The sequence below is a fragment of the Burkholderia sp. BCC0397 genome, assembly GCF_902832865.1.
In the GTDB taxonomy this organism is placed as follows: Bacteria; Pseudomonadota; Gammaproteobacteria; order Burkholderiales; family Burkholderiaceae; genus Burkholderia.
This window is the reverse complement of record NZ_CADFDL010000008.1, coordinates 142,651-164,872: the sequence shown is the minus strand read 5'-3', so window position 1 is coordinate 164,872 and position 22,222 is coordinate 142,651. Positions and strand designations below refer to the sequence as shown.

At 67.9% G+C, this 22,222-nt stretch carries 18 protein-coding genes; 7 read left to right on the top strand and 11 right to left on the bottom strand.

Annotated features, from left to right (window positions below):
- Positions 1-78 precede the first annotated feature (78 nt).
- Positions 79-2,946, bottom strand: a complete 2,868-nt coding sequence (locus HWX03_RS23870) for a valine--tRNA ligase (RefSeq protein ID WP_175872878.1) — start codon at positions 2,944-2,946, stop codon at positions 79-81.
- A gap of 224 nt (positions 2,947-3,170) precedes the next feature.
- On the opposite strand from HWX03_RS23870, the gene HWX03_RS23865 reads away from it, so the two are divergent.
- The gene (locus HWX03_RS23865) at positions 3,171-5,534 is read left to right on the top strand and encodes a UvrD-helicase domain-containing protein (RefSeq protein ID WP_175872877.1); all 2,364 of its coding nucleotides are present in this window, start codon (positions 3,171-3,173) and stop codon (positions 5,532-5,534) included.
- On the top strand, positions 5,531-6,328 hold the full coding sequence (locus HWX03_RS23860; protein ID WP_175872876.1) for a 5'-methylthioadenosine/adenosylhomocysteine nucleosidase: 798 nt from the start codon (positions 5,531-5,533) through the stop codon (positions 6,326-6,328). The genes HWX03_RS23865 and HWX03_RS23860 overlap by 4 nt, the downstream gene beginning before the upstream one ends.
- 381 nt (positions 6,329-6,709) lie before the next feature.
- On the opposite strand, the gene HWX03_RS23855 is transcribed toward HWX03_RS23860, so the two are convergent.
- Positions 6,710-7,960, bottom strand: coding sequence for an MFS transporter (locus HWX03_RS23855; protein WP_175872875.1), 1,251 nt, complete (start codon positions 7,958-7,960; stop codon positions 6,710-6,712).
- Between the two features lie 405 nt (positions 7,961-8,365).
- Between HWX03_RS23855 and HWX03_RS23850 the strand changes: the two genes are divergently transcribed.
- Positions 8,366-10,039, top strand: a complete 1,674-nt coding sequence (locus tag HWX03_RS23850) for a methyl-accepting chemotaxis protein (protein WP_175872874.1) — start codon at positions 8,366-8,368, stop codon at positions 10,037-10,039.
- A gap of 21 nt (positions 10,040-10,060) precedes the next feature.
- On the opposite strand, the gene HWX03_RS23845 is transcribed toward HWX03_RS23850, so the two are convergent.
- From HWX03_RS23845 to HWX03_RS23830, 4 genes are read right to left on the bottom strand one after another with little or no spacing between them, the layout of a single operon-like run.
- Positions 10,061-10,939, bottom strand: a complete 879-nt coding sequence (locus HWX03_RS23845; protein WP_175872873.1) for an HlyD family secretion protein — start codon at positions 10,937-10,939, stop codon at positions 10,061-10,063.
- Between the two features lie 12 nt (positions 10,940-10,951).
- Positions 10,952-11,155: a DUF1656 domain-containing protein gene (locus HWX03_RS23840; RefSeq protein WP_034207084.1), complete on the bottom strand. Its 204-nt coding sequence runs from the start codon at positions 11,153-11,155 to the stop codon at positions 10,952-10,954.
- Positions 11,152-13,356: an FUSC family protein gene (locus tag HWX03_RS23835; protein WP_175872872.1), complete on the bottom strand. Its 2,205-nt coding sequence runs from the start codon at positions 13,354-13,356 to the stop codon at positions 11,152-11,154. The genes HWX03_RS23840 and HWX03_RS23835 overlap by 4 nt, the downstream gene beginning before the upstream one ends.
- Before the next feature lie 14 nt (positions 13,357-13,370).
- On the bottom strand, positions 13,371-14,939 hold the full coding sequence (locus HWX03_RS23830; protein ID WP_175872871.1) for an efflux transporter outer membrane subunit: 1,569 nt from the start codon (positions 14,937-14,939) through the stop codon (positions 13,371-13,373).
- Positions 14,940-15,096: 157 nt separating this feature from the next.
- On the opposite strand from HWX03_RS23830, the gene HWX03_RS23825 reads away from it, so the two are divergent.
- Positions 15,097-16,038 (top strand): LysR family transcriptional regulator, encoded by a 942-nt coding sequence (locus tag HWX03_RS23825; protein WP_175872870.1) that lies wholly within the window; start codon positions 15,097-15,099, stop codon positions 16,036-16,038.
- Positions 16,039-16,155: 117 nt separating this feature from the next.
- A complete protein-coding gene (locus HWX03_RS23820; protein ID WP_174429583.1) occupies positions 16,156-16,308 on the top strand; it encodes a hypothetical protein in 153 nt (50 codons plus the stop codon).
- A gap of 58 nt (positions 16,309-16,366) precedes the next feature.
- Here HWX03_RS23820 and HWX03_RS23815 read toward each other — a convergent pair whose 3' ends face one another.
- The 4 genes from HWX03_RS23815 to wrbA are packed head-to-tail and all read right to left on the bottom strand — an operon-like array spanning position 16,367 to position 19,674.
- Positions 16,367-17,197, bottom strand: a complete 831-nt coding sequence (locus tag HWX03_RS23815) for a metallophosphoesterase (protein ID WP_175872869.1) — start codon at positions 17,195-17,197, stop codon at positions 16,367-16,369.
- A gap of 25 nt (positions 17,198-17,222) precedes the next feature.
- Positions 17,223-18,644 (bottom strand): FAD-binding oxidoreductase, encoded by a 1,422-nt coding sequence (locus tag HWX03_RS23810; RefSeq protein ID WP_175872868.1) that lies wholly within the window; start codon positions 18,642-18,644, stop codon positions 17,223-17,225.
- Positions 18,645-18,664: 20 nt separating this feature from the next.
- Positions 18,665-19,057, bottom strand: coding sequence for a DUF2069 domain-containing protein (locus HWX03_RS23805; RefSeq protein ID WP_175872867.1), 393 nt, complete (start codon positions 19,055-19,057; stop codon positions 18,665-18,667).
- Positions 19,054-19,674, bottom strand: a complete 621-nt coding sequence (gene wrbA, locus HWX03_RS23800) for an NAD(P)H:quinone oxidoreductase (RefSeq protein WP_175872866.1) — start codon at positions 19,672-19,674, stop codon at positions 19,054-19,056. The genes HWX03_RS23805 and wrbA overlap by 4 nt, the downstream gene beginning before the upstream one ends.
- Positions 19,675-19,816: 142 nt before the next feature.
- Between wrbA and HWX03_RS23795 the strand changes: the two genes are divergently transcribed.
- Positions 19,817-21,145, top strand: a complete 1,329-nt coding sequence (locus tag HWX03_RS23795; RefSeq protein WP_174429579.1) for a YihY family inner membrane protein — start codon at positions 19,817-19,819, stop codon at positions 21,143-21,145.
- Between the two features lie 16 nt (positions 21,146-21,161).
- On the opposite strand, the gene HWX03_RS23790 is transcribed toward HWX03_RS23795, so the two are convergent.
- Positions 21,162-21,479, bottom strand: a complete 318-nt coding sequence (locus HWX03_RS23790) for an Mpo1-like protein (protein ID WP_175819989.1) — start codon at positions 21,477-21,479, stop codon at positions 21,162-21,164.
- 157 nt (positions 21,480-21,636) lie between these two features.
- Here HWX03_RS23790 and HWX03_RS23785 point away from each other — a divergent pair, with 157 nt between their 5' ends.
- Positions 21,637-22,092: a CBS domain-containing protein gene (locus HWX03_RS23785; protein ID WP_006488504.1), complete on the top strand. Its 456-nt coding sequence runs from the start codon at positions 21,637-21,639 to the stop codon at positions 22,090-22,092.
- Positions 22,093-22,222 lie beyond the last annotated feature (130 nt).

Genomic DNA, 22,222 nt, shown 5'->3' with positions numbered 1-22,222 from the left:
TTTATTCCTGTAATCGACTTGTCAGACGGTCTATGTTCACGTTCGCATTATAGTGAACGCAAATGACCTTACCCTTTGTTACGCAGGCAACCGATCGAGCTGCGCACGCAGTTTTTCGAGCGTGCTCTGGAATTCCGCGACGCGTTTCTGCTCCTGTTCGACCACGGCCGGCGGGGCTTTCGCGACGAAAGCCTCGTTGCCGAGCTTCGCGTTGCATTTCGCGATTTCGCCCGTCAGGCGCGTGATTTCCTTCGACAGGCGCTCGCGTTCGGCCGCGACGTCGATTTCCACCTTCAGCACCAGCTTGTTCGGGCCGACGATCGCGATCGGCGCGCCGTGCGCTTCCTTGTCGAGCGCCGCTTCGTCCGCGAGGATCTGCACTTCCGACAGGCGCGCGAGCGCCTGCACGTACGGCGCGAACGAGCGCAGGCGCTCGGCATCGCCGGCCGCGAGCAGCGGCACCTTGGTCGCCGGCGACAGGTTCATCTCGCCGCGCAGGTTGCGGCAGGCGTCGACGATCGCCTTCAGGTCGGCCGCCCACTGCTCGGACGCCTCGTCGAGCTTCTGCAGGTTCGCGACCGGATACGCCTGCGTCATCAGCGACGCCTCGCCCTCGGCCTTGCCCTGCGGATAGCGGCCGGCGAGCGGCGCAACTTTCTGCCACAGTGCCTCGGTGATGAACGGGATGACCGGGTGCGCGAGGCGCAGCACCGTTTCCAGCACGCGCAGCAGCGTGCGGCGCGTCGCGCGCTGCTGTTCCGGCGTGCCGTTCTGGATCTGCACCTTCGCGAGTTCGAGATACCAGTCGCAGTACTCGTCCCACACGAATTTATAAATGCTGCTCGCGATGTTGTCGAAGCGGTAATCGGCGAAACCCTTCGCGATGTCGGCTTCGGTGCGCTGCAGCAGCGACACGATCCAGCGGTCGGCCGCCGAGAAGTCGAGGTAGCCGCCGGGGCCGCAGTCGCCCGCGCCGCACACTTCCGGCTTGTCGCTGCCGCAGTCGTGGCCTTCGCAGTTCATCAGCACGAAGCGCGTCGCGTTCCACAGCTTGTTGCAGAAGTTGCGATAGCCTTCGCAGCGCGCGAGGTCGAAGTTCACGTTGCGGCCGAGCGTCGCCATCGACGCCATCGTGAAGCGCAGCGCGTCGGTGCCGAACGCGGGGATGCCGTCCGGGAATTCCTTGCGCGTCTTTTTCTCGATGGTCGCGGCCTGCTTCGGGTTCATCAGGCCCGTCGTGCGTTTCGCGACCAGCGCCTCGAGGTCGATGCCGTCGACGATGTCGATCGGGTCGAGCGTGTTGCCCTTGCTCTTCGACATCTTCTGGCCTTCCGCGTCGCGCACGAGGCCGTGCATGTAGACGGTATGGAACGGCACCTTGCCGGTGAAGTGCGTGGTCATCATCACCATCCGGGCGACCCAGAAGAAGATGATGTCGAAGCCGGTGACGAGCACCGACGACGGCAGGAAGTGCTTCAGTTCGGGCGTTTCGTTCGGCCAGCCGAGCGACGAGAACGGCACGAGCGCCGACGAGAACCACGTGTCGAGCACGTCTTCGTCACGTTTGAGCGCGCCCGTGTAACCGTTCGCCGCGGCCTGCGCGCGCGCGCCTTCCTCGTCGCGCGCGACGAACACCTCGCCGTTCTCGCCGTACCACGCGGGAATCTGGTGGCCCCACCACAGCTGGCGCGAGATGCACCAGTCCTGGATGTTTTCGAGCCACTGGTAGTAGGTGGTCGTCCAGTTTTCCGGCACGAACTTGATCTGGCCGTCGCGCACCACGTCGAGCGACGTCTCGGTAATCGACTTGCCCGGATTGAACGTGCCTTCCGGCGCCGGCTTCGTCATCGCGACGAACCACTGGTCGGTCAGCAGCGGCTCGATCACGACGCCCGTGCGGTCGCCGCGCGGCACCATCAGCTTGTGCGGCTTCACCGAGTCGAGGAAGCCTTCCGCATCGAGGTCGGCGACGATCGCCTTGCGCGCGTCGAAGCGGTCGAGGCCGCGATACTGCTCGGGGCCGTTGTCGTTGATCTTCGCGTCGAGCGTCAGGATCTCGATCGGCGCGAGCTTGTGGCGCAGGCCGACCTGGTAGTCGTTGAAGTCGTGCGCGGGCGTGACCTTCACGACGCCCGTGCCGAACTCGCGGTCGACGTAGTCGTCGGCGATCACCGGGATCTCGCGGCCCGTCAGCGGCAGCGTCACCAGCTTGCCGATCAGGTGCGCGTAGCGCTCGTCTTCCGGATGGACCATTAGCGCGACGTCGCCGAGCATCGTCTCGGGGCGCGTGGTGGCGACCGTCAGCGAGCCGGAGCCGTCGACGAGCGGGTAGCGGATGTGCCACAGGTGGCCGTTTTCCTCTTCGCTGACGACTTCGAGGTCCGACACGGCGGTGAGCAGCACCGGATCCCAGTTGACGAGGCGCTTGCCGCGGTAGATCAGCCCTTGTTCATACAGCGTGACGAACACGTCGCGCACGGCGGCCGACATCTTGTCGTCCATCGTGAAGTATTCGCGCGACCAGTCGGTCGACGCGCCGAGCCGGCGCACCTGGTCCGTGATCGTCGAACCGGATTTCTGCTTCCATTCCCACACGCGCTCGACGAACTTCTCGCGGCCGAGGTCGTGGCGCGACACGCCCTGCGCGTCGAGCTGGCGCTCGACGACGATCTGGGTGGCGATCCCCGCGTGGTCGGTGCCGGGCACCCACAGCGTGTTCTCGCCGAGCATCCGGTGATAGCGGGCGAGGCCGTCCATGATCGTCTGGTTGAACGCGTGGCCCATGTGCAGCGTGCCCGTCACGTTCGGCGGCGGCAACTGGATCGCGAAATCGGGGCGGGACGGATCGAATGCCGGGGCGGCATAGCCGCGTTTTTCCCACTCCGGCCCCCATTGGGACTCGATGGTATGGGGCTCGAAGCTCTTCGCAAGCGTGTTGTCGCTCATGTTGGAAATCTGCCGAAAAATGCGTGAATTGGATGCCGAATCTGACAATTATAAATGGATGCCCATCCGCCAGCCATCGCCTTGCCGGCGCGGGCCTGCCGGCACGCGGCCGCAACGTGCCCGCAACGCGCGCACGAGGTGCGGCCGAACGGATCGGAAACGGCATCGCGCGGCCGACTTATAATGTCGGGTCCGCATTTTTCTCGCCCGTTAGCCGCCGCTCCATGCCCGATCTGCTCGCCAATCTGAACCCTGAACAATACGCCGCCGTCACGTTGCCGAACGAACCGGCGCTGATCCTTGCAGGGGCGGGCAGCGGCAAGACCCGCGTGCTGATCACGCGTATCGCGTGGCTGATCCAGCAGGGCTATGCATCGCCGCCCACCGTGCTCGCCGTCACCTTCACGAACAAGGCCGCGCGCGAGATGATGGCGCGCCTGTCGGCGATGATGCCGATCGACACGCGCGGGATGTGGATCGGCACGTTCCACGGCCTGTGCAACCGGATGCTGCGCACGCACTGGCGCGACGCCGGCCTGCCGCAGACCTTCCAGATCCTCGACACGGCCGACCAGCTGTCCGCGATCAAGCGGCTGATGAAGGCGGCGAACGTCGACGATGAAAAGTACCCGCCGAAGAACGTCCAGTACTTCATCAACAACGCGAAGGAGCAGGGGCTGCGCCCGGACAAGGTCGACGCGACCGACAACTTCAATCGCAAGTTCGTCGAGCTGTACCAGGCGTACGACCAGCAGTGCCAGCGCGAAGGCGTCGTCGATTTCCCCGAGCTGCTGCTGCGCTGCTACGAGCTGCTCGCGTACAACGCGCCGCTGCGCGCGCACTACCAGGCACGCTTCCGGCACATCCTCGTCGACGAGTTCCAGGACACCAACAAGCTGCAGTACGCGTGGCTCAAGATGCTCGCGGGCGGCCAGAACGCGATCTTCGCGGTCGGCGACGACGACCAGTCGATCTACGCGTTCCGCGGCGCGAACGTCGGCAACATGCGCGACTTCGAAGATGAATTCCGCGTGCGCAACCTGATCAAGCTCGAGCAGAACTACCGTTCGCACGGCAACATCCTCGACGCGGCGAACCAGCTGATCTCGAACAACGCGCACCGCCTCGGCAAGAACCTGCGGACCGATGCCGGTCACGGCGAGCCGGTGCGCGTGTACGAAGCCAGCACCGATTCGCAGGAAGCCGGCTGGATCGTCGAGGAGATCCGCTCGCTGATCAATACCGGCATGGCGCGCAGCGAAGTGGCCGTCCTGTACCGCAGCAACGCGCAGTCGCGCTCGATCGAGCACACGCTGATGTCGTCGGGCATTCCGTACCGCGTGTACGGCGGCCTGCGCTTTTTCGAGCGGCAGGAAGTGAAGCACGCGCTCGCGTACCTGCGCCTGATCGACAACCCGAACGACGACACGGCATTCGTGCGCGTCGTGAACTTCCCGACCCGCGGAATCGGCGCGCGCTCGATCGAGCAGCTGGCCGACGCCGCGCGCCTGTACGGCTGCTCGATGGCCGCCGCGATTCCGTACGTGACCGGCAAGGCCGGCACGAGCCTCGGCGGGTTCGCGAACCTGGTCGCGAAGATGCGCGCCGACACGCAGCAGATGAACCTGCCCGACACCGTCGAGCACATCGTGCGCGCGAGCGGCCTCGCCGATTTCTACCAGGGCGAGCGCGAAGGCCAGGATCGCCTCGAAAACTTGCAGGAACTCGTGAACGCGGCCACCGCGTTCATCGCCGAGGAAGGCTACGGGCTCGACACGCCGGCCCGCTCGATCCCGCTGCGCGCGGGCGCGATCGCGGCGCCCGAACTCGGCGCCGCGACGGACGATCCGGCGGTCGACGTGCTCGATCCCGTGCCGCTCGACGATCCCGCGCAAAATCCCGACACGATGACGCCGCTGGCCGGTTTCCTGTCGCACGCGTCGCTGGAGGCCGGCGACAACCAGGCGCAGGCCGGCCAGGACGCCGTGCAACTGATGACCGTGCACGCGGCGAAGGGGCTCGAATTCTCGGCCGTGTTCATCACGGGGCTCGAGGAGGGGCTGTTCCCGCACGAGAACAGCGTGCTCGAATCGGACGGCCTCGAGGAAGAGCGCCGGCTGATGTACGTCGCGATCACGCGCGCGAAGGAGCGGCTCTACCTGTCGTTCGCGCAAAGCCGGATGCTGCACGGGCAGACCCGCTACAACGTGCGCTCGCGCTTCTTCGACGAACTGCCGGAGCACGTGCTGAAGTGGCTCACGCCGAAGGTCGAGGCCGGGTCGCGCTGGGGCGGGCGTTCGGACAACGCCGGGTACGGGCGCGACTGGTTCGCGCGGCCGGGCGGCGGCAGCCGCGAGCAGATCGTCGATGCGGCCGTGTCCGCGCCACTGCCCGCGTTCGCGGACAAGCAGCGCGCGGCCGACGCCGGCTTCCGGGTCGGCCAGCAGGTGTTCCATACGAAGTTCGGCGAAGGCACGGTCACCGCGCTCGAAGGCAACGGCACCGATGCGAAGGCGCAGGTGAAGTTCAAGCGCCACGGCGAGAAATGGCTCGCGCTCGCGGTCGCGAAACTGCAGGCGGTGGAATGATGGACGTCGACATCGCCGTGACGCCTGCCGCGCGTCCGCTCGGCATTCTGGCCGCGCTGCCCGAGGAACTCGGCGACCTGATCGCCGCGATGCGCGCCGACGGCGCGATGAAGACGGTCACGCTCGGCCGCCGCGATTATCACGTCGGCACCGTGCACGGCGCGGCCTGCGTCGTCACGCTCGCGCGGGTCGGCAAGGTCGCGGCCGCCGCGACGGTCAGCGCGCTGATCCACGTGTTCGGCGTGTCGGGCGTCGTGTTCACCGGCGTCGCGGGCGGCGTGTCGCGCACGGTGCGGGTCGGCGACGTCGTCGTGGCCGATACGCTGCTGCAGCACGATCTCGATGCGTCGCCGCTCTTTCCGCGCTACGAGGTGCCGCTGCTCGGCATCACGCGTTTCGCGACCGACGCGGCGCTGACGGCCCGCTTGCGGGCAGCATGCACGCTGTTCGTCGACGAAGAGGGTGCGCGGTTCGCCGAGCGCTTCGGGCTCGCCGGCGCGGCGCTGCACGCGGGGCTCGTCATCAGCGGCGACCGCTTCGTGTCGAGCGAGCAGGAAGTCGTCGCGCTGCGCGACGCGCTGCCGGATGCGCTCGCGGTCGAAATGGAAGGCGCGGCAATCGCGCAGGTGTGCGCGGAACACGACGTGCCGTTCGCGCTCGTGCGCACGATCTCCGATACGGCCGACGATCACGCGACGCAGTCGTTCTCGCACTTCCTGTCGGCGATCGCGAGCAGCTATTCGTCCGGCATCCTCAAGCGTTTCCTGACGCTGCATGCGACGACGGCGGCCTAGGGCCTGTTCACGCTAATAACGGGCTTGCGAACGTGCCTTTCCGCCCGTCCCCCAAGGGGACTTCCTTTGGGCGCGTGCAAGGAGAGAGGAGGCGCAATAGCCGTAGCTATTGCAACGACGAACGACGCCGCCATGCGGGCGGAAAGGCGCGTTCCCCTGTTTGGAAAAATGCATTCGTGGGGCTGGCCCCCAGAAGGGCCGATCGCCGCGTCATGCTCCTCGCGAATACGTCGAGTATTCGCTTCGTCGCAATCCTTGCGCTCGGCCCTTCTGGGGGCCAGCGCAAGCCCGTTATTAGCGTGAACAGGCCCTAGCCGCCGTCGTATTCTCCCTTCGAGTCGCTCGACCGGCCGCGGCACGCACGCCGCGGCCGGCCGTTCGTCATGCCTGCTTGCGCCGGCTGCTTTCGAGGTTCGGCAGGAACACCGTGAACACGCCGATCAGCGGCAGGAACGAGCACACCTTGTAGACGAACGGGATGCTCGTCGCGTCCGCGAGCTGGCCGAGCACGGCCGCGCCGACGCCGCCCAGGCCGAACGCGAAGCCGAAGAACAGGCCCGCGACCATCCCGACCTTGCCGGGCATCAGCTCCGTCGCGTAGACGAGGATCGCGGCGAACGCCGACGCCAGCACGATGCCGATGATCACGGTCAGCACGCTCGTCCAGAACAGGTTCGCGTACGGCAGCAGCATCGTGAACGGCGCGACGCCGAGGATCGACACCCAGATCACGTACTTGCGGCCGATCCGGTCGCCGACGGGCCCGCCGATCAGCGTGCCGGCCGCCACCGCCGCGAGGAACACGAACAGGTGGATCTGCGCGGCCTGCACCGACAGGTGGAACTTGTCGATCAGGTAGAACGTGAAATAGCTGTTGATGCTCGCGAGGTAGAAGTACTTCGAGAACACCAGCAGCACCAGCACGCCGATCGCGCCCATCACGCGGCCGCGCGACAGCGTCGGGTGGCCGGCCGGGGCGGCCTTCTTCTTCATCGACGGATGCTTCTTGTACCAGTGGCCGATCTGCGTGAGCACGATCATCGCGACCAGCGCGGCCGCCGAGAACCACGCGATGCTGTGCTGGCCGTGCGGAATGATCACGAGCGCGGCGAGCAGCGGCCCGAGCGCGGAGCCTGCATTGCCGCCCACCTGGAACACCGACTGCGCGAGGCCGTGCTGGCCGCCCGACGCCATCCGCGCGACCCGCGACGATTCGGGATGGAACACCGACGAGCCGCAGCCGACGAGCGCGGCGGCCACCAGCAGCATCGGGAAATTCGGCGCGACCGACATCAGCAGCAGCCCCCCGAGCGTGAAGCCCATGCCGACCGGCAGCGAATACGGCTTCGGACGCTTGTCGGTATAGAGGCCGACGAGCGGCTGCAGCAGCGACGCGGTGATCTGGTACGTGAGCGTGATCAGGCCGATCTGCGCGAACGACAGCGCGAACTGGCTCTTGAGCATCGGGTAGATCGCGAGGATCAACGACTGGATCATGTCGTTGAGCATGTGCGAGAAGCTGATCGCGCCGAGCACCGGGTAGACGGTGCGGGCGGCGGGCGGTGCGGCGGGCGGTGCGGACGGCTGGGCGGCGGCTGCGCTGGCGGAGCCGGAGTCGAGGCTGGTTTCCATGAGAGCTGAACGAGTTGAGGTGGCTGGCGCGCTCTGTTGGGGATCGGCGCGTTCTGGATCGTTGCTGCGTCAAAGAAGTGTAATTTGGCGTATCGAGAATGTCCTGCCAAGTTTTGTCGTGAATCGGACATTCCTCCGACGGATCGGCAGATGCATGCTTTTTTGGACGGGTATAACGCTGGCGGCGCGTCCACCCTTCAGCGGTGGCCGCGCCAGGGCCCGGTGCGTGTTTTTCCGGACTCAAGAAACGGCGATGGCGGCCGTAGAACGACCCAATGACAACAGGCGCGCCGCGCCCGGCCCCGGCTACCCGCCGGGCAGGGTGCAGGACGTGCGGCATGGCCAGCCGTCGCGGGAACGCCGGGACCGACCTTTCCGGCAGCGTGATCAATACGGGGTAGATCGATGAAAGCAGCATCTTTGCATCCACAGCCCGGTGCGGCAGCCGCCGTACCCGACGTTGCCGCCGGTCGTGCCGCTCGGCGTGCGCACGCCGAGCGCCGCGCACGCCGGCCGTGGACCGTCAAGGCGACGTTGCGCGCCGCATTCGCGATCCTGCTGGCCGGCACGCTCGTGATCGGCGTGTTTTCGCTGTGGCAGATCAGCCGGCTGAACGAATCGATCTCGTCGGTCTACGACCAGGGTCACGTCGCGAGCCGGGCGGCCGAGGAAGTCCGCGCCGAAGTGCTGCGGGCGAGCCGCGCGCAGAAGATGCTGCTGACCGCGACCACCGCGAAGGAGCGCGACGAACTCGGCGCCGAGGTGAGCGCGGGGCTCGCGTCGATCGGCCAGGCGCTCGGCACGCTGCAGCGCTATGCGGATCCGGCCGATGCCGGCGATTCGGCGCGGCTGCACGCATTCTCGACGGCGGTCGGCACGTGGAGCACGCATCTGCGCGATTTCGTCACGCTGGTGCGCGCGCAGCCGCTCGACCTGTCGCAGATGAACTGGCAGGTCGGCACGCAGGACGTGTCGCTGCTGGTCGAAACCGGCAAGCTCGAAAAACTCGTCGCCGAACTCGTGAAGACGCGCGGCGAGAAGTCGAAGGCGACGCTCGATGCGTCCGCGACCATTTTTTCGTCGTCGTTCGCGATGATCGCGGCGATGACGGCCGCGCTGATCGTGCTGGCCGTCGCGATCGCCGAGCGCGTCGTGCGGCGCCTCGCGTCGCAGCTCGGCGGCGAGCCCGCGCTCGCGAAGGAGATTGCCGCGGACATCGCGCGCGGCGACCTGACGCGGCCGATCACGCTCGCGCGGCACGACCGCGACAGCATGGTGCGCGCGCTGGCCGAGATGCAGACGGGGCTCGCGGCGACCGTCAGCGAGATCGCCGTGAGCGCCGAGGCGATCGCGTCCGCGTCCGGCGAGATCTCGACCGGCAACCTCGACCTGTCGCGGCGCACCGAGCAGCAGGCCGTCGCGCTCGAACGCACCGCGGCCAGCATGGAGCAGCTCACGTCGACCGTGCGGCAGAACGCCGAGAACGCGCGGCAGGCGAGCACGCTCGCGGCCAATGCGTCGGCGGTGGCGGAGACGGGCGGGGAAGTCGTCGGGCGTGTGGTCGCGACGATGAGCGAGATCGACGGCAGCGCGAAGAACATTCGCGACATCATCGGCACGATCGAGGGGATCGCGTTCCAGACCAACATTCTCGCGTTGAACGCGGCGGTCGAGGCCGCGCGCGCCGGCGAGCAGGGGCGCGGTTTCTCGGTGGTCGCCGGAGAGGTTCGGCTGCTCGCGCAGCGCTCGGCGACGGCGGCCAAGGAGATTCGGGAACTGATCGGCGCGTCGGTCGAGCGCGTCGCAAACGGCGCGGCGCTCGCGCACGACGCGGGCCGCACGATGGGCGACGTGGTACGCGCGGTCAAGCGCGTGACCGACATCATCGGCGAGATCTCGGCGGCGTCGGACGAGCAGAGCGCGGGGATCGACGAGATCGGCCGCGCGGTCACGCAGATGGATGCCGGCACCCAGCAGAACGCGGCGCTCGTCGAACAGGCGGCCGCTGCCGCGAACGCGCTCGACGAGCAGGCGCAGGCATTGAAGGCGCTGGTCGGGCGTTTCCGCATCGCACACTGAGCGCGCGGCGCGCCCGGGCGATTACGACTTCTTCTTCTGCTTGTCCGGATCGATGATGACCGTGCAGGTCGTGCCCGCCGACAGCACCACGTCGGCCGGCACTTCGTCGATCCGGATGCGTACCGGCACGCGTTGCGCGAGGCGCACCCAGTTGAAGGTCGGGTTCACGTCCGCGACGAGGTCGCGGCTTTGCGGGTTGTCGCGATCGTAGATGCCGCGCGAGATGCTCTCGACGTGGCCCTTCATCACGCCGCCGCTCATCAGCCGCATTTCGGCCGGCGCGCCGATCTTCACGCGCGGCAGCTTGGTTTCCTCGAAGTAGCCGTAGACCCAGAACGAGTGGCTGTCGACGATCGCGAGCTTCGCCTGGCCGGCCACCGCGTAGTTGCCCTTGAACGTCTGCAGGTTCGTGATGTAGCCGTCGACCGGCGCGACGACGCGCGTGCGCTCGAGGTTGAGCTTCGCGGCGTCGAGCGCGGCGATGGCCTGCTGGTACTGCGCATCGGCGCTCGATGCGCTGTGCGCCGCGTTCTCGCGGTTTTCCTTCGACACGACGAGCGCATCGAGGTCCGCGCGGCGGGCCGCGTCGTCGCGGCGCATCTGCAGTTCCACACGGCGGGCGGCGACGGCCGCCTGCGCCTGCTCGACCGCGATCTGGTAGTGCGACGGATCGATCTGCATGATCAGGTCGCCTTTCTTCACGAGCTGGTTGTCATGCACGGGCAGCTCGACGATTGCACCCGACACGTCCGGCGCGACGTTGATGATTTCGGCGCGCACGCGCCCGTCGCGCGTCCACGGATCGTCCATGTAGTGCACCCACAGCGAGCGCCCGATCAGGATCGCGACGAGAAGGATGACGGCGGTCGCGACGAAGCCGAAGAGTTTTCTGAGCATCATGATGGTTCGGAATCAACGGTAAACGGCAAGACTCAGTCCGCCGCAAATACAGACGAGAAGGCAGGCCCGGAACAGCGACGGATGCCAGACGAGACGGTAGAGGCCCGTATAGGCGAGCAGGCGGTCGACAGCCCAGGTCGCGATCGCGCCGAGGGCGAACATCAGCACCACCGTGGGCATGTAGGCATCGAGAATGGCGATTTCACGCGGCATCATGACGAGGCTCCTGGTTGAGGACGCACGGGGCGGTTGCGGTTGAGCGGCTCGAGCGGCGATTCCGGGTCGAGCAGCGCGGTCCGCACGAAATGCAGGTGGCTCAGGATGCGCTGCAGCCGATGGCGCTCGTCGCGCGACGGCTCGACCGCATCGAGCGTTTGTCGGGTCGCGTCGATCGCCGCATTGGTCGCGGCGAGCGTCGCGTCGAAACGCGCGGTGCTCGGCTTCGAGAACAATGCCGACAGCGCGCTGCGCATCGTCTCGATCGCGCGCCGCCACGGCATCGCGGGCGCATAGCGCGGGTCGGACGGCAGCGTCGCGAGCTCGTGACGCAGGTCGATCGTCGCGTTGCCGGTTTCGAGCACCGCGAACATCCAGCGCAGCGCGTCGCGCTGCACGTCGGGCTGATCGGCCGACAGCGTGTGCGCCTGGTACATCAGGTCGCGCGCACCGCTCTCGAAGCGCGTGCGCAAGCCCGCGAGCCGCGCGTGGCCGGCCGCGACGGCCTGGTGGCGCAGGTCCGCGAACAGCCGCTTCTTGAGCCACGGCGCGGTCGGCGGGAACAGCACCGCGAACGCGATCGCCGACACCAGCATCGCCAGCACGAGCGAGAGCGAATCGTTCATGAAACTGGTCGGATCGTAGTGCGTGATGTTGTCCGGGCCGGCGAGGAAGCTGAAGAAGATCAGGTAGCCCATCCCGTAGCCGGCGAGCTTCGGCTTCAGCGTCAAGTAGATGCCGATCGCCAGCAGCGGTGCGAGCGCGACGCACAGCAGCGGAAAGCCGTCGATGTGCGGATAGATGCCGAACGTCAGCAGGAAGCCCGTGCAGACGGCGAGCGCGGTGCCCATGCCCATCTGCGCGGACATCGCGGTCGGGCGCGGCGTCGACGACGCGAGCGCGCAGGTGGCCGCCGCCGTCAGCGTCATCGTCACGCCGCTCGGCCATGCGGTCTCGATCCAGAACCAGCCGAGCACGAGGATCACGGTCGCGGTGCGAATCGCCGCGATCACCATCGCCGTCGCATTGGTGCGCGGCTCGTAGCGCTCGATCCAGCGTTCGCGCTCGTGCGTCGCGGTCGACAGCGACGCATAGGTGGCCGCGTACTCGTGCAGGTCGGTGATGAAGCGGTACAGCAGTTCGGCGGCCGTGTCGAAGTCGAGCAGCGGAAAGTCCGGCTGCGTCTCGAGCGCGGCGCGCGTCGCGCGGATGCGGCGCGGCAGCGCGTCGCGCCACGCGAGCAATTGCGCGGCCGCATGGCCTGCGTCGGCCGACGTGCGCACCGGTTCGCCGGCGGGCGTCAGCAGCAGCGGGGCGATCTCGCGAAAGTACGGCTCGATCGCGTCGATCGCGGCCTGCGCGCCGGCCGCATGCAGCCGGTTCATCAACTGGTGCAGCGCATGGAACCGGCTCGACGCGCTCATGAACTCGCTGTTCAGCCGCGCGAGGCGGCCGCTGCGCATCCGCGTGTCCGGATCCTCGAACACGGCCATGCTGCGCGCGGCCTCGAACCCGACCACGTCGGCGACGAAGCGCGTATGGATGGTTTCGATATGCGCGCGGTCGAGCTGGCCCGACAGCGCCGCCGCGACGTAGTCGACGAAGCTGCCGAAGCGCTTGCGCACCGTCGTGCGCATCTGCTCGCCGGTGGTCTGCGGAAACACGAGTGCGCTGACCACGCCGGCCGATACGATCCCGACCATGATTTCGGCCACGCGCGTCATCGCGCTCATGAACGCGCCGTCCGGGTGCTGGGATGCGGGCAGCCCGATCAGCGCGGTCGTGTAGCCGGCCAGCAGGAAGCCGTAGCTGCGGAAGTTGCGGTTGCGCGCGGCGCCGGCCGTGCACAGGGCGACCCACAGCGCGACCGCCAGCAGGAACAGTTGCGGCTGCTGCGGGAACAGCCCGACGAAGGTGAGCGTCGCGATCAGCCCGAAGATCGTGCCGGCGACGCGGTAGAAGCTTTTCGCGAGCACCGCGCCGCTTTGCGGCTGCATCACGATGAACACGGTCGTCATCGCCGTTTTCGGCGCGGGCAGGTCGAGCCGCATCGACACGCCGGTCGCGATGAACGCGGCGAGCAGCGCCTTGAACAGGTAGAGCCATGCGGCGCCGTCGGTGCGGGCCCAGTCGCCGAACGCGGCGGTCCAGACTGCGAACGGGCCGCCGGCGGGCGTGGAAGCGGGTGAGGAGGCTGACATGGCGGCGCTCCGCGTTACCGTGCGGCCGGCACGGCGGACGCGCCGGCGGTCGCGACTTCCGCGGGCCGGGCGACGGCTGCCGCGGGCTTCGTGCCCGACGCGGCGGCCTCGTCCTTCGGCGGATGGCCGCCCCGCACGTCCATGCCCGTCTCGACCCCGCCGCCGAGCGCGGCCATCAGCTGCGCGTGCGCAGCGAGGCGTTCCGCGTCGATGCGGGCGGCCGTCTCCTGCGCGCGCAGCAGTTGCTGTTGCGCGACCAGTACGTTCACGTAATCGGTCAGCCCGCGGCGGAAGCCTTCGCGCGACAGTTGATAGCTGCGATTGTTGGCCGCCACCGACCGCGCGGCGTCCTTCTTCTGCGTATCGAGCGAGCGGATCCGCACGACCTGGTCGGCGATGTCCTTGAGCGCGCCGACGATCGTCTGGTTGTAGCGCTCGACCGCCTGGTCGTAGCCGGCATTCGCGGCGCCGAGCTGCGCACGCAGCCGGCCGCCTTCGAAGATCGGCAGCGACAGCGCGGGGCCAGCCGTCCAGCCGCCGTTCATCGCGCGCAGGAAGTCGGTGAACGGCGCGGTCACGCCGAAGCCGCCGACCGTCGCGAGCAGGTCGATGTTCGGGTAGAACGACGCCTTCGCGACGTCGATGCCGCGCGCCTGCGCGTCGACCGTCCAGCGCGCCGCGACGACGTCGGGGCGGCGGCCGAGCAGGTCGGCCGGCAGCGCCGACGGCAGGCCGGCCGGCGCATCGAGCGCAAGCTGCGGCCGCTTGATCGCGTCGCCGGCGCCCGGGCCCTTGCCGGCCAGTGCGGCGAGCTGGTGGCGCGCGAGCTGGATCGCTTCTTCATAGCTGTCGATCTGGCGCTCGTAGTCGGGCAGCGTCGATTCCGCCTGGCTCACGTCGAGCTGCGTGCCGAGGCCGGCCTGCAGCCGCTTGCGCGCGAGATCGGCGAGCGAGCGCTGGCGTTCGAAGGTTTCGTGCGCGAGATCCAGCAGCGCGTAGTTCATCGACATGCCGACATACGCGCGCACGACGTTGACCTCGAGTTCGAGCTTCGCCGCCCGTGCGTCGGCGGCGCTCGCATGCGCGGTGTCGAGCGCACGCTCGGTCGCGTTCTTGTCCTTGCCCCACAGATCGAGGTGGTAGGACAGGCCGAGCGTGCCGGTATTGTTCCAGGTGTCGGCGTTCGCGAGCGGGCCCGGGCCGTAGTACACGTTGTCCGGCCAGTGCTCGCGCATCAGCGACAGGTTGCCGTTGATCTGCGGCAGTTCGGCCGAACGGGCGACGCGCGCCATCGCCTGCGCTTCGCGCACGCGGGCCTCGGCGGCCGCGAGGGTCGGGTTGCCGGCCTGGGCGGCGGCGATCCACGCATCGAGCTGCGGGTCGCGGTACGCGCGCCACCAGTCGGCGGCGGGCCAGCCCGCGTCGCGGTCGGCCGCGCGGATCGCCGCGCCGGCGTCGAGCGCGTTCGCTTCGATGCGAGCGGACTGGGTTTTGTTGTCGCCCATGCTCGCGCAGCCGGTCATTATTAATGAGACTGCAAGAACCGCCAGTGCGAGCGTCCCTTTTGTCGCCGGAGACTGCACGATTTTCTCCCTTTCGGATATAGATGAGTCGGAGGCGATTATATTTTTCAGCGATTCCTGAATAAACGGACAACGGTGCAAGTCATTTTTACGAATCCTGAGATAATATTTGTTGGACCCTGTGCAACAATCCCTCCGGATTCACAGGGGTAACAGGATGGATACGCTACAAAACATGCGGGTATTCGTCCGCGTGGTCGACGCGGGAAGCTTTACCGCGGCCGCCCAGCAGATGAATTCGACCACCGCCTACGCGTCGCGCGCGGTCTCGGATCTCGAGGCGCACCTGCGCACGCGTCTCCTGAACCGCACGACGCGCCGGATCGCGCTGACCGAAGCCGGCGAGCGCTATCTGCAGCGCTGCGAACAGATCCTCGCTTACGTGGACCAGGCCGAAGCCGAGGCGGGCGACGCGCATGCGCGCCCGTCCGGCAAGCTGAAGGTCCATTGCTTCACCAGCCTCGGCCAGCACTATCTGGTGCCGGCCATCGCGCGCTACCGCGAGCGCTATCCGGACGTGCACGTCGAGCTGACGCTCGCGCAGCGGATGCCCGACCTGCTCGACGAGGGGTATGACGTCGCGATCGTCGTCGGCCGCGATCTGCCCGATTCGGGGCTCGTGTCGCAGCGGCTCGGCGAGAGCTATAGCGTCGTGTGCGCATCGCCGGGCTACGTCGAGTTGCACGGCGTGCCGCAGCGGCCGGCCGATCTCGCGCAGCACGTGTGCCTCGGGATGATCGCGACGGGGTTTCACTTCGACGAATGGGCGCTGACGGGGCCGAACGGCGACGAGGTCGTGCCGATCACGGCGCCGCCGTTTCGCGTGAACGTCGCCGAGGCGCTCGCGGTGGCCGTGCGGGAGGGGATGGGCGTCGGCGGGCTGCCGCTCTATTCGGCGATCGGCTGGCTGCGCAGCGGGCACATCGTGCGCGTGATGCCGGAGTACCGGTCGCACGTGATGAACATCTACGCGCTGTATCCGTCGCGCCAGTACCTCGACGCGAAAATCCGGACCTGGGTCGATTTCCTGCGCGAAGAGCTGCCGCTCACGCTCGAAGCCGACGAAGCCGCGCTCGAACAGTACACGCGTGCGACATGACAGCGCGGTCGACCGCCATCTGACGAGATTTGTCCTTCACGCAACATTTTTTTACGAACGTGTGTCAGACAGTTTGATACTGTGGGAATTAACGAGATACACCACACCGGAGTAGCAATGGATACGCACCTGATGATCGGCCTTGGCGTCCTGCTGGGCGCGGCTGCCGCCGCGGCGGCGACCCGCGACCTGCTGCGTGCGATGAAGGCGAAGGCGCAGATGAAGCCCGTGCCGGTCCGCGTGCGCGACCCGCGCCGCCCCGGCCGCTGATCCTGCCGTCACGCTTCGGGTCGGGAAGGCCGCGCCGCGCGGCCGCCCGGGCCGGCGCTCAGCCGAGCTCGACGACCTTGTCCCACGCGAACGCGGGGTTTTCCCATTCGCCGGTGCGCCGGTGAAGGTAGCCGCGCGGATTGCACACCACGCGCGTGCCGCCATCCGCAACGTAGTCGAATGACGTATGCGTGTGGCCGTGCAGCCACAGATCCACCGGCGGCCGCACCAGTTCCGCCATGTCCGTGACGAACCCCGCCGACGCCAGATCTTCCGCATAGCGTTCCGCCAGCGAGCGCCGGTGCGGCGCATGATGGGTGACGACGATCGTCCTGCCCGCGAATGGCGCCGCCAACTGCGCTTCGAGCCATGCGCGGCCTTGCCGGTGCAGCGCGATTGCGTCGGCCGGCGCGAAATCCCGTTCCGGCGCCTCTGCTGGCGTATGCACCGCCGCGTCGTGCGGCCAGGTCACCTGGATCAATCCCTTGAAATCGAGCATCACGCGCAGGCCGGCGTCGGTCGCGCGCGCGACGCTGGCTTCGTCCTGGCCGAACAGCGAAAAATCGGCCCAGAGCGTCGTGCCCAGCACGCGGAAGCGTTGGGCGGGATCGACGTAGACGCCGTTGTTCAGGTAGTGCACGTTGTCGAGCGCATGCGCGGCGTCGCGCATCGCCGTCTCCAGCGCGCCGAATTCCCCGTCGTAATACTCGTGATTGCCCGGCACGTAGATCACCGGCACCGCCGGGTCGAACGTCTCGGCGGCCCAGCGCAGGCCTTCCGCGTGATTGTGGATGTCGCCGGCCAGCACGACGAGATCCGCGTCGGCATGCGGGATCGCGTCGGGCAGGTTGTTTTCGAGATGCAGGTCGGACAGGACGCGGACTTTCACGGGATTCGCTCCGGAGTAGGCGGCTTCAGCGCAGGACCTTGCCGGGATTCATCAGGCCGCGCGGGTCGAGCGCGGCCTTCAGCGTGCGCATCAGCGTCGTTTCGACCGGCGACTTGTAGCGCTGCGCGTCGTCGATCTTCAACTGGCCAATGCCGTGCTCCGCGCTGATCGTGCCGTGGTGGCGGTGCACGTTGTCGTAGACGATCCGGTTGATCGGCGCCTGGAACGCGGCGAGGAACGCCTTCGCATCGCCGCCTTCGGGCATCTGCACGTTGTAGTGCAGGTTGCCGTCGCCGAGGTGGCCGAACGTGACCATCCGCGCGCCCGGCGCGGCCTGCTGGATCGCCGCGTCGGTCTCGTCGATGAAGCGTGCGATCGACGAGATCGGCACCGCGATGTCGTGCTTGATGTTGAGCCCTTCGTCGGCCTGCGCGAGCGGGATGTGCTCGCGCAGGTCCCAGAACGCACGCGATTGCGCGAGGTTCTCCGCGACCACCGCGTCGACCACGAGCCCGGCCTCGAACGCTTCTTCCATCAGCTTCTCGAACAGCGCGCGCGCATGCGCTTCGCTTTCGTTGTCGGACAGCTCCAGCAGCACCGTTTGCGCATGCGTCTGCGCGAACGGGTAGCGCAGTTGCGGATAGTGCTTGCCGACCAGCTGCATGCAGAAATCCGACATCAGCTCGAAGCCGGTCAACAGCGGCCCGGCCGCGCGCTGCGCGAGCGCGAGGAAGTCGAGCGCCGCGTGCGGCGATTCGAGCGCGGCCAGCGCCGTGACCTGCGCGGCCGGCAGCGGATGCAGCTTCATCACGGCCGCCGTGATGATCCCGAGCGTACCTTCGGCGCCGATGAACAGGTCGCGCAGGTCGTAGCCCGTGTTGTCCTTGCGCAGTCCGCGCAGCCCGTCCCAAATCTCGCCCTGCGGCGTCACGACCTCGAGCCCGAGGCACAGCTCGCGCGCGTTGCCGTAGCGCAGCACCGCGGTGCCGCCCGCATTGGTCGACAGGTTGCCGCCGATCGTGCAGCTGCCTTCCGCCGCGAGGCTCAGCGCGAACAGCCGGCCGCCTTCGCGGGCGCGCGCCTGCACGTCGGCGAGGATCACGCCGGCTTCGACGGTGATCGTGTTGTTGTGCGGATCGAGCGCGCGCACGCGGTTCAGGCGCGCGACGCTCAGTACGGCCTGGCTGCCGCTCGCATCGGGCGTCGCGCCGCCGGCGAGCCCCGTGTTGCCGCCCTGCGGCACGAGCGCGACGCCGTGCGCGTTGGCGAGCCGGACGAGCGCGGCGACTTCGGCTGTATCGGCCGGTTTCAGCACCGCGCACGCGCTGCCCTTGTAACGGCGGCGCCAGTCGGTCAGGAACGGTTCGGTGTCGTGCGGATCGGTCAGTACGTAGGCGGCGCCGATCGCGTCGCGGCAGGCGGATACGAAAGCTTCGGAAGAAATCATCACGTTCGGTCGCGTAAGGGTCAGGACGCAGCGCGCTGCTTCTTCGCCGCGCGCTTGTACGGCGCGACGTACGCGAGCGCAGCCACGAAGAAGCCGACGGCGAGCGCGGTCTCGCACCAGCCGAGCGTCGCGGACAGCCCGCGATCGGACATACCGCGCACGATGCCTTCGGCAAGATAGACGAGGATCAGCATGCTCGCCCACTGCATCGTATAGATGTTACGCCGCCAGACGCCGGGCAGCGCGAGCGCGAGCGGCACGGCCTTGAGCATCAGCGCCGAGCCGCCCGGGCGCAGCGGCGCGAGCCACAGTTCCCATGCGAGCGACAGCGCGATCAGGGCGACCAGGCACGCGGCGGCGGCCAGCGCGTAGTGCGGCCGGGCCGCGGCGGCGGGACGGGCGGGGGCGTTCATGCGGCCCCGGCGGCCTGGGCGTCGGCGAGGGCCGCCGCCGCGCGTGCGAGCCGCACGCCGAGCGCGGCCGCGAGGGCCTTTTCGTCCGCCGACAGCCCTTCGGGCGCACTGCGATCGTGCTGCGCGACGTGCGACGCGCCGTACGGCGTGCCGCCGGTACGCGTCGTGCTGAGGGCGGATTCGGTGTACGGGATCCCGACGATCATCATCCCGTGATGCAGCAGCGGCAGCATCATCGACAGCAGCGTCGACTCCTGGCCGCCGTGCAGGCTGCCGGTCGACGTGAACACGCTCGCGGGCTTGCCGATCAGCGCGCCCGACAGCCATTGCGGCGTCGTGCCGTCGAGGAAATACTTGAGTGACGCGGCCATGTTGCCGAAGCGGGTCGGCGAGCCGAGCGCGAGGCCCGCGCATTCCTCGAGGTCGCGCAGTTCCGCGTACGGCGGGCCGTCGGCCGGGATGTCGGGGGCGGTGGCTTCGCAGACGGCCGACACGGGCGGCACGGTGCGGATGCGCGCCTGCATGCCCGGCACGCTGTCGATACCGTTCGCGATCGCGAGCGCGAGATCGCGCGTGGCGCCGTGACGGCTGTAATAGAGGACGAGAATGTCTTTCATGGGCGACGGAGCCGCGTGCGGCCGCGCGCGTGCCCGGTGCAGTCGGCCCCTGCTGGAATCGAGCGGCTATTATAGGGGCTGAAGCCGTCGCGCAGCGCGGCGGCGCGCCGTGACGCGCGCAGCATCAAGAAGGAGAAGCGGTTTGCCGAAGTTGAGCGTCGATCTCGTCACCATCAAGCGCCTCGCGCAGTTCGCGGCCCGGCGCAGCGCCGAGGATCGCATCCCGCAAGTGGCGGGCAGCCTGACCTTCACGACGATGCTGGCGCTCGTGCCGCTGCTGACGGTCGCGTTCGCGCTGTTTACCGCGTTCCCGATGTTCGGGTCGTTCCAGATCTCGCTGCAGGGGTTCCTCGCGGATCACCTGATGCCCGCGCAGTTCAACATCCAGATCTTCAAGTACCTGAACCAGTTCGCGTCGAAGGCCAAGGGGCTGACGACGGCCGGCCTGATCGTGCTGGTCGTCACGTCGGTGATGACCATGATGACGATCGAATCGGCGTTCAACCTGATCTGGCGCGTGCGCAAGCCGCGGCCGTTCGCGCAGCGCGTGCTCGCGTACTGGGCGCTGATCACGCTCGGGCCGTTGCTGTTCGGCGTGAGCCTGTCGATCTCGTCGTACCTGTTCACGCAGTCGCTCGCGTTCACCGGCGCGGGGCCGTCCACGTCGATCGTCGAGTGGCTGCTCGCGCTCGCGTCGCTGCCGTTGACGGTGCTCGCGTTCACGCTGCTGTACGTGTACCTGCCGAACTGCGCGGTCGCATGGCGCGACGCGGTGATCGGCGGGCTGTTCGCGGCCATCGCGTTCGAACTCGCGAAGCGCGGCTTCGGCTACTACGTCCGGCGCATTCCGACCTATACGGCCGTCTATGGCGCGTTCGCGGCGCTGCCGGTGTTCCTGCTGTGGGTGTATTTGAGCTGGTTCATCGCGCTGCTCGGCGCGATGGTGGCGTCGGCGCTCCCGGCGATTCGCGTCGGTCAGTTCCACCGGATCCACTATCCGGGCAGCGACCTGCTCGACGCGCTCGAACTGCTCGCGCGGCTGGCCGAAGCGCGCGCGGCCGGCAAGCGCGGCTATACGGCGCTGCGGCTCGCGACGATGCTGCGCTGCGACATGGAAACCGCGCAGCGGTTGCTGACGACGATGGAGGAGCGGGAATGGGTGGCGCGGCTCGAGGGCGACGGCGAGGCCACGCCGCGCTACATCCTGCTCGCGAACCCGGAGCAGTTGACGCTCGCGCAACTGTTCGACGTGCTGGTGATCGACCGCACGGAGCTGACCTACCAGCTGCAGCGGCGCCGCAGCCACGTCGACGGCGCGGCGCTGCTCGCGGTGCTGTCGAGCGACCGGTTCGACGTGACGCTCGCGTCGCTGATCGCCGCGCACCGGCTCGCGGGCGGGCAGCCGGCCGGGAGCGCCGGGCAGGCGCCGGGCGTGGCCGATCCGCACGCGCGGCCGCCGCGGCCTGCCTGAAGGCGGGGGCCGGCGGCTACAGCGGGATCTTGCCGGTGCAGATGTCCTTGAACATCACCCAGTCGCCCATCAGGCTGTAGATCGGGTGCCGGAACGTGGCCGGGCGGTTCTTCTCGAAGAAGAAGTGTCCGACCCACGCGAACCCGTAGCCGCAGACGATCGCCGCCGGCAGCCACAGCCAGATGCCGGTCGCGACCGCCATCGCGACGCAGCCGATCACGCCGAGCGAGCCGATGAAGTGCAGCCGCCGCGACGTCAGGTTCTGGTGCTCGTTCAGGTAATACGGGTAGAAGTCAGCGAAGCTGGCGAATTGCTCCGTATGCGTATGCGCCATGGCCGTCTCCTCGGGCCGCCGTTCATGAGGCCATTGTGCGGCCGGCAGCCCGCGTCCGCAAGCGGTGACGGGGCGCCGCGCCGGCCCGTGCTTTCCTTTTGACAGGCTTTCCGATAGGATCGAAAGAGATTTTGCATTCAAGCATGAGGGGACTACGATGCGCGTCAGCGATATTCTGAAAGTGAAGGGCAACACGCTGTTTACGGTGACGCCCGATAAGCCGCTGCGCGAAGCGGTCGATACGATGGCCGAGCACGACATCGGTTCGCTCGTCGTGATGGAGTACGGCGATCTCGTCGGGATGCTGACGTTTCGCGAGATCATCCTGCGCCTGCACGTGAACGGCGGCGCGATCGGCGACGTGCAGGTGCGCAAGGTGATGGACGAGCCGCTCACGTGCACGCCGGAAACGGACGTCAACGAAGTGCGCCGGATGATGCTCGAGCGTCACGCACGCTACATGCCGGTGCTCGACAAGAAGGTGCTGATGGGCGTCATTTCGTTCTACGACGTCGCGAAGACGGTCGTCGAGGCGCAGAGCTTCGAGAACCGGATGCTGAAGGCGTACATCCGCGACTGGCCGGAATCGGAAGCCGAAGCGCACAAGCCGTGAACCACGCCGCGCCCGGCACCTCGATGCATGGGCGCCGCCATCCGGCATGCGGCGGCGCAGGTTTGTCCTGCGCCGCTTTTTTTTCAACGATAACAACACGAGGCCCGCGCAGCTTCGCCCAGACGATGCG